This is a genomic window from Arthrobacter sp. Y3225116, from assembly GCF_059091245.1.
This window is the reverse complement of the sequence record NZ_JBNHGL010000499.1, coordinates 1-855: the sequence shown is the minus strand read 5'-3', so window position 1 is coordinate 855 and position 855 is coordinate 1. Positions and strand designations below refer to the sequence as shown.

Annotated in this window: 2 protein-coding genes; both read left to right on the top strand. The window is 73.3% G+C overall.

Annotated features, from left to right (window positions below; translation table 11 throughout):
* Positions 1-430, top strand: a 430-nt coding sequence (gene fliN / locus AC5RV2_RS18600) for a flagellar motor switch protein FliN (protein WP_494093556.1), incomplete at its 5' end; no start/stop codon positions are given.
* Positions 431-855 (top strand): FliO/MopB family protein (locus AC5RV2_RS18595; RefSeq protein ID WP_494093555.1); only part of this gene is annotated, 425 nt, incomplete at its 3' end.

Sequence of the window (855 nt, the reverse complement as noted above, 5' to 3'; positions counted from 1 at the left end):
CACCTCCGTGCTCGGCGCCGGGGTGCTGGGGGAGGCACGCGTCGGCAACGCCGCGGCGCTGTTCTCCGATCCGGAAGCCGCCGTCTTCAAGCTCACCGGCGGCGACGGCGAGGCCGGCGGCTGGTTCGCCATCCGGCTGCGCGAGAACCCGGCCGGGCACGGCGCCGACGACTCGGTGTTGGCCAAGCTAGGCCGCATCAACAACGTCGAAATGGCGCTGACGGTGGAGATCGGCCGCACGCGGATGTCCGTGCGCGACGTGCTGAACCTGGAACCGGGCGGCGTGATCGAACTGGACCGCTCGGCCGGGGCCCCCGCCGACGTGCTGCTCAACGGCCGCCTGATCGCCCACGGCGAGGTCGTCGTCGTCGACCAGGACTACGCCGTGCGCATCACCAAGATCCTCGACGTGCCCGAAGGACTCCTCTAAATGGAGACAGTCGTCCTTGCCGTGCGGGTAGCGCTCTCGCTGGCCGTGGTGCTCGGGCTGCTCTGGGTGCTGCAGCGCCGCTTCAGCCGCGGCGCCCGCACCGGCGCCCGCAAGCTGGTGCGCGTGGTGGAACGCCAGACCATCGGGCCCAAGGCCGCCGTCGTGGTGGTGGACGCCGACGGCCAGCGCTTCGTGCTGGGCGTGACGGACCAGGCGGTGCATGTGCTGGACAGCCGCGAAGCGCCGGTCGAAGAGGCGGCCGAGCCCGCCCACCGCGCCCCACAGACCGCGGCCGACAGCTTCTCCCGGCTGCTGGAGCTGACCACCGGCCGCGCCTCGGGCCAGGACCAGGCCGCTGCGGCCGCCGCGGCGCCAGCCGGGTCCGTCGATGCCGCCGTCGCCGCCCGCCCGGCAACACCTTCCGA